The following is a 6912-nucleotide window of genomic DNA, read 5'->3' on the forward strand; positions in this document are numbered from 1 at the left end:
TAGATTCGTTATGCTGTAGCAAATTCAGCTATCCAATGAGCTATGCAGTTAAATCCCCACTTACCCTTGGTGTATCACCCAAATTACTCGTTTAGTTTCGATCCTAACCATCGCTTTGTGATGAGTAAGTTTGCTTATTTATATGAGCATGTACAAAGCCTTGGATTAATAAGTGACAACCTAACACAGCCGGTGCTTGGCACCCCAGAGCCCCTTGAATTAGTGCACTGTGAAAATTACATCAACGACCTTTGGCATAATAGATTAGATGAAAAGGCGATGCGCCGCATTGGCTTACCTTGGTCAAAAGAGCTGATGGCACGTACTTTTACCGCCCCACTTGGCACCTTACAAGCAGCACGCTTAGCACTTAAACATGGCATCGCTTGTCACTTAGCCGGTGGCACTCACCATGCTCATACTGACTTTGGCTCAGGCTATTGCATGGTAAACGACTTAGCTTTCACCAGCGAAACCCTGATAAAAAGTGGCGAAGTGACCAATATACTTATTTTTGATTTAGATGTTCATCAAGGTGATGGTACCGCAGCAATGCTGGAACATCAGCCCTACGCCTATACCTGCTCTATTCACTGTGAAAAGAATTTTCCGTTTCGAAAATCAGCCAGCGACTTAGACATAGGTTTAGCACCGAATGTCGCTGACAGTGAATACTTAGGCGTTGTTGACGATACTCTGAGTTATTTATTAAACACCCTAAACCCAGATTTAGTGCTTTATGATGCCGGTGTTGATGTATGGCAGCAAGACGGTTTAGGTAAACTTGATATAAGCTGGCAAGGGATAGAGCAACGCGACCATTTAGTCTTCAAGCGCTGCCTTGAGCACAATGTACCTGTCGCAACCGTTATTGGTGGTGGTTATGATAAAGACCATCGCCGTTTAGCGGCTCGTCATGGCATTGTGGTAGAGCAAGCTGCTCGTTTTTAATAACGACAAAGAAAAAAGGCCCGGTGGAGAAAAAAACCGGGCCTTTGCTACTGTAACATTGGGATATGTTAGCAACTTTTTTCTAAGTTAAAACAAGTAGCTGTGGAGCTACCGAATGGTAATCTAAAGCCATAGCTATGCTCAAAACCGTGATGTTTACAATTGAAAAAACAAACACTTGGCGCGCCCAGCCGCTTACATCAATATTGCGACGATAGCCACGAAGCGCCATTAGCAACCACCAAAAACTCGTTGTACAAGCTACAGCCATAAAGGCTAAACCTGTATAACCACTAATGGTTAATAACATCACAACCAACGCATACACGGCGATATATAAAACAATGTGATGCTTTGCCTTCTCGATCCCCTGCGCTACAGGTAACACAGGAATTCTGGCCGCTTGGTAGTCGTTATAACGAAAGATTGCAATTGCATATGAATGAGGCATTTGCCATAGACTAAACATAACCAATAAAATCACAGCACCAGCATCAAACTGCCCAGTCACGGCACAATACCCCACTACAGGTGGTACTGCGCCAGATAAACTTCCTACAAAGGTGCCGTACACAGAACGACGTTTCATATATAAGCTGTACACACCTACGTAGATGACGTAACCAAAAGTAGCAAATAAGAGTGCCACTACGTTGGTATACACAGCTAATAAGCCGAAACCAATAACACCAAGCACGATGCCATGTGCCATAGCTGCCTTTGCTGACATTTCGCCAGTTACTGTGACGCGTTTGCGAGTGCGCGCCATAGCAACATCAATATCACGATCAATTACGTTATTGATCGCGCATCCTGATGCCACTACTAAAGATAACCCTAGTAAGGTTGCGATCATTAACCATGGGTCAATATCACCGCGAGAGGCTAGCAAGAATCCCCCAGCGACAGAGATCAAATTGCCCATGATAATGCCAGGTTTAGTGACATTTAAATAACGTCGAAACACTTCCTCGACTCCTCTAATTTTCAGCACAAACGCAATATTACGAAAGAAACTAGTTAGTAACAGACTGTAAGAACTGGAGACACAACCTCAGACTAACCAGCTCCTTTCGTAAATCTTTTTACCAATTACAAAGTAATTGTTATTAGTACATCATCATGGCGTTCGATTCGTAGATGATCCACACCGACAAACCAACCACCATCACGATGATTAAAGCACTAAAGATAAACGACAATGAACTTGCTTTGCCGTCTTCTGTTTTGAAGTTTAGGTGTAAGAAATATTTCAAATGCACCCAAATTTGCACAATCGCCATGCTCACGATGCACCATGCAGTGGTCGTTTTAGAAAACGAGCCACTCATCACAGCCCAAAATGGAATAGCTGTTAAAACCACTGACAAAACAAAACCAATTAAATAGTCTTTAACGCTGCCATGTGATTGATCATTATGTGCATGAACTTCTAAGTTATTAATTACATGTGATTCACTGTGACTCATTACATTGCTCCCATTAAATAAACAACGGTAAATACACAGATCCACACCACATCTAAGAAGTGCCAGAATAAGCTTAAACAACTTAGGCGTGTCACTGTTTGTGGGTTTAAACCACGGCGCACAACTTCAATCATCAGGACAGTCATCCAAATAAGACCTGCTGTAACGTGAAGACCGTGTAAGCCCACTAAAGAGAAGAACGATGTTAAAAAGGCACTTTGCTGAGGGCCATTGCCATGCGCAATTAGGTGATGGAATTCATATACTTCCATACCAATAAACACAGTACCAAAGGCAAAGGTAACCAGCAACCAAGTTAAAGTAGCCGCCTTTTTCTGCCCGTGAGCAGAGATCATCGCAAAACCAAAAGTGATACTACTGAGTAGTAGTGCTGCGGTTTCAACCGCAACAAAATCAAGTTCAAAAATGTCTTTACCGGACACACCGCCAGCAGTATTCATGAACAATACTGCATAGGTTGCAAAGAATGATGCAAACAACAGGCAATCAGTCATAAGGTAAAGCCAGAAACCAAATACGGTGTTACCACCTGTATCGTGGTGCTCATGGTCATGTGCATCGATATGACCGTGTGCGCTGTTTAAGGTGTCGAGTCCTGCAGAAATGGTACTCATGCATTCACCTCCTTCGTAGCGGCTGTATTGTGAGCCGTTTCTAGTTCAACAATTTCATCTGGTTGCACGTAGTAATCAACATCGCTGGTGTAACAACGTTTGATGAACACCACGATAGCACCCAGTAAACCAAAGGCTGCAAGCCACCAAATGTGCCAGATCATGGCAAAACAGAAGGTTGTTAAAGCTGCGCTCATTAATACACCTGCTGATGTATTTTTTGGCATATGAATTGGGCTATAAGAGGCTTCTTGTTTGTAAGCTAAGCCTTTTTCTTTCATATCTGTCCACGCATCAATGTCATCAACATGTGGGATTTTCGCAAAGTTGTAGTACTGCGGAGGTGAAGCAGATGCCCACTCAAGGGTATGACCATTCCACGGATCGCCCGTTGTATCATCAAGTTGCTCGCGATTTTTGAAGCTCACTACAAGTTGCACAACTTGGAACAAGATACCGAACATAATGATTACCGCACCGCCAGCTGCAATGTATAACCAAATGTTCCAATCAGGGTTGTTAGTGTGATTTAAGCGACGTGTCATACCTAAGAAACCAAGTACATATAACGGCATGAATGCAACGAAGAAACCTATTAACCAACACCAGAAAGATCTTCTGCCCCAGCTCTCGTCAAGTTTGAAGCCCATTGCTTTAGGGAACCAAAACGCAAAACCAGCTAAATAACCAAATACCGCACCACCAATAATGGTGTTATGGAAGTGAGCAATTAAGAATAAGCTGTTATGTAATACGTAGTCAGCACCAGGAATAGCAAGTAACACACCGGTCATACCACCGATAGTGAAAGTCACCATGAAACCTAAAGTCCAAAGGACAGGCACAGTAATACGTAAACGACCACGGTACATAGTGAATAACCAGTTAAACAACTTAACCCCGGTCGGTACCGCAATAACCATGGTCATAACACCAAAGAAGGCATTAACGTTAGCGCTTGAGCCCATAGTAAAGAAATGATGAAGCCAAACGATAAAACCTAAAATTGAAATCGCACCGCTTGCATAAACCATCGACTTATAACCAAACAGGCGTTTACCAGCAAAAGTTGAGATAACTTCTGAGAAAATACCAAACGCAGGTAAGATCAGAATGTAAACTTCAGGGTGACCCCATGCCCAAAATAAGTTGATGTACATCATCGCGTTACCACCTAATTCATTGGTGAAAAAGTGGAAATCGAGATAACGGTCAAGCGTTAGCATTGCCAGTACCGCAGTTAAAATTGGGAACGATGCGGCAATTAAGATATTCGCCCACGTACATGCCCAAGTAAAAATAGGCATTTTCATTAATGTCATGCCTGGTGCACGCATTTTAAATACAGTCGCTAAGAAGTTTACCGATGTTAATAAGGTACCCAAGCCGGATATCTGCAAGGCCCATATATAATAGTCGACCCCGACACCTGGACTAAATGACAGCTCAGACAGCGGTGGATATGCAACCCAACCTGTTTTCGCAAACTCACCAAAGAATAGTGAGATATTAATCAGGATTGCACCGCCAGCAGTTAACCAAAAGCTAAGGTTATTTAAGAATGGGAATGCAACATCACGGGCACCAATTTGCAAAGGTAAAATGATGTTCATTAAACCAATCATAAACGGCATCGCCATAAAGATGATCATGATCACCCCGTGCGCCGTAAAGATTTGGTCATAGTGCTCTGGTGGTAAGTAACCACTTGCACCGCCGGTAGCCATTGCTAATTGCAGTCGCATCATAATGGCATCCGCGAAACCACGGAAAAGCATGATAAGCGCAAGAATAATGTACATAACACCTAAACGCTTATGGTCAATTGAGGTGATCCAGTCGTGCCAAATCACGCCCCACTTTTTATATTTTGTTACTAAGCCTGCCACTAACAGACCTAAGACAGCAACAACCGTCATGGTAACCATGATAATTGGTTCATGAAACGGGATTGCGTCTAATGTTAATTTACCTAACAACGACATGATTATTCCTCGTCCTCGCTGTGCTTCTTATGAGCTGAGTGCTCTGGCATAGCGTGTTGCATTGCACCGTGAGAGCCATGCGCTTGCATATATTTCATTACGATTGAATGGAACATATCTTTATCTACGCTGGCATAGTATTTAACTGGGTCGTATTCACTTGGTTTTGCTAGTTCAACATAGCTTTGCTTAGTCAGTGCAGAACCGGTATTTTTTACTTTGTTTACCCATTCATCGAAATCAGCTTCAGTGGCTGTTGCAATGGCATCGAACTTCATACCGGTGAAACCTGCACCACTGTAGTTAGCAGAGAAGCCTTTAAAAGTACCCGGTTCATCAGCTATTAAGTGAAGCTTTGTTTCCATACCTGCCATTGAATAAATTTGGCTACCAAGCTGTGGAATGAAAAACGAATTCATGGTGCTTTCTGAGGTGATCTTGTACTGCACAGGCACATTGGCAGGAAAAACAAGCTCATTCACTGTGGCGATGCCTTGCTCTGGATAAATGAATAACCATTTCCAGTTCAAAGAAACAACTTCAACAGTAAGGTGCTCACCTTTACCTTCAAGTGGTTTATATGGGTCAAGTTGTTGCGTTGACTGCCATGTGATCACACCTAAAATAGCAACGATAATGATAGGAATGGTCCAAACTACAGCTTCAATCTTGTTTGAGTGCGCCCATTTTGGAGCGTAAATTTCTTGATCTCGTCCATCACGGTATTTCCATGCAAAATAAATTGTCATGGCAATAACTGGAATTACAACAATCAGCATTAATACCGTAGCTACGATAATTAAATACTTCTCGTCGACACCAATTTGACCTTTTGGATCGAGTACCCCGCCTTTACAGCCAGACAAAGCCAGCACTAAAGACGCTAGAGCAATATTACAAAGGTTTCGAATTGACAAAGGAATATCCTACAACCTAAAAGTTAACACTTGTCGAAATAAGTACACGACGCTTTTCTGCAACAGATGCTACAGATATCCCTCGGCTGAATAACGAGTACGACAAATCGACACGCTAAAAAGTAAGGGAATTTAGGTTGGCTGACTGAAATTTGGGCGTAAAAAACCCACTAGGTGCTTTAGTAAAGACAACTTAGAAAACGACTAAAATGGCTGAACTTAAGCAACAAAGCTTATTTACAGACAACCACTTACACGAGGAGGAGCACGACAGCCATGAGCACTGTGTACTACTAAAGACTTTATCGTTTCACGCGCAGCGAAGGCCGCTTTACGTAAAATGACACCTGCACGACGCGCAGGAAAGAAATGGAAGACCAACCAGCATAAACCAATAAGTAATTGGCAAGACACCACAGGGTAAGCTAAAAAACTCAACACATTAAGTAGTGGGATTTCGTATAAAGCACCTTCACTTAATAAGCTTCTTAGCCCTTGAGCATCTTCTAATGTACCGTTGATTAGCATGGCTGAATTAATCAGCAACAAGGCTAAAACTGACATTAGTTCTTTACCAGCAAAAAATGCACGCGCAGCCAGTTGCAACCTAGCTAAGCTAGACTGTTTGGCACCTTGTGACTGATTAATTGCTCGCAAAACCCACGCCTTTTTATTGCTTTTACTGCATTTTAGGTAAGTGGCTTACCCTATTTTCAAATGCGGTAATATGATCTTCATCAATAAAGTTTCAGTAATTACTGAAATTTCGGTGTGGAGTATAACAAAGTCAACAGACGGTACAAGTAGAATTTGGTGGCACAAAGTTAAGTATTGTTTAACAACACGCTATCAACGTGTAAAAAACCGATTTAATTAAAGCTAAGTATTTAAAATTAATACTTTATTTTATATAGCTAAAAGCAATGAAGAAAATGAAAATAGCATATTAATAACG

General features: G+C 42.0%; 7 protein-coding genes. 1 reads left to right on the forward strand and 6 read right to left on the reverse strand.

The window, feature by feature from the left end; translation table 11 throughout:
- Nucleotides 1-42: 42 nt before the first annotated feature.
- Nucleotides 43-951 carry a histone deacetylase gene (locus L1D46_RS10645; protein WP_239977540.1) on the forward strand — a complete coding sequence of 303 codons (909 nt, stop codon included), beginning with the start codon at nt 43-45 and terminating at the stop codon, nt 949-951.
- Nucleotides 952-1033: 82 nt separating this feature from the next.
- On the opposite strand, the gene cyoE is transcribed toward L1D46_RS10645, so the two are convergent.
- The 6 genes from cyoE to L1D46_RS10675 form a co-directional block, all read right to left on the reverse strand.
- Nucleotides 1034-1918: a heme o synthase gene (gene cyoE / locus L1D46_RS10650; protein ID WP_239977541.1), complete on the reverse strand. Its 885-nt coding sequence runs from the start codon at nt 1916-1918 to the stop codon at nt 1034-1036.
- 142 nt (nt 1919-2060) lie between these two features.
- A complete protein-coding gene (gene cyoD, locus L1D46_RS10655; RefSeq protein ID WP_130052176.1) occupies nt 2061-2420 on the reverse strand; it encodes a cytochrome o ubiquinol oxidase subunit IV in 360 nt (119 codons plus the stop codon).
- The gene (cyoC, locus tag L1D46_RS10660) at nt 2420-3055 is read right to left on the reverse strand and encodes a cytochrome o ubiquinol oxidase subunit III (protein ID WP_239977542.1); all 636 of its coding nucleotides are present in this window, start codon (nt 3053-3055) and stop codon (nt 2420-2422) included. The genes cyoD and cyoC overlap by 1 nt, the downstream gene beginning before the upstream one ends.
- The gene (cyoB, locus tag L1D46_RS10665) at nt 3052-5040 is read right to left on the reverse strand and encodes a cytochrome o ubiquinol oxidase subunit I (protein ID WP_054554289.1); all 1989 of its coding nucleotides are present in this window, start codon (nt 5038-5040) and stop codon (nt 3052-3054) included. The genes cyoC and cyoB overlap by 4 nt, the downstream gene beginning before the upstream one ends.
- A gap of 2 nt (nt 5041-5042) precedes the next feature.
- Entirely contained in the window at nt 5043-5957 is a 915-nt protein-coding gene (gene cyoA, locus L1D46_RS10670) for a ubiquinol oxidase subunit II (RefSeq protein ID WP_130052178.1), read from the reverse strand.
- A gap of 237 nt (nt 5958-6194) precedes the next feature.
- On the reverse strand, nt 6195-6614 hold the full coding sequence (locus tag L1D46_RS10675; RefSeq protein ID WP_130052179.1) for a hypothetical protein: 420 nt from the start codon (nt 6612-6614) through the stop codon (nt 6195-6197).
- Between the last annotated feature and the right edge of the window lie 298 nt (nt 6615-6912).

The organism is Pseudoalteromonas sp. Isolate3 (assembly GCF_022398505.1).
In the GTDB taxonomy this organism is placed as follows: domain Bacteria; phylum Pseudomonadota; class Gammaproteobacteria; order Enterobacterales; family Alteromonadaceae; genus Pseudoalteromonas; species Pseudoalteromonas apostichopi.

Coding starts and splice junctions, on each gene's coding strand:
- L1D46_RS10645 (WP_239977540.1), top strand. CDS start 43: ATGCAGTTAAATCCCCACTTACCCTTGGTGTATCACCCAAATTACTCG.
- cyoD (WP_130052176.1), bottom strand. CDS start 2,420: ATGAGTCACAGTGAATCACATGTAATTAATAACTTAGAAGTTCATGCA.
- cyoC (WP_239977542.1), bottom strand. CDS start 3,055: ATGAGTACCATTTCTGCAGGACTCGACACCTTAAACAGCGCACACGGT.
- cyoB (WP_054554289.1), bottom strand. CDS start 5,040: ATGTCGTTGTTAGGTAAATTAACATTAGACGCAATCCCGTTTCATGAA.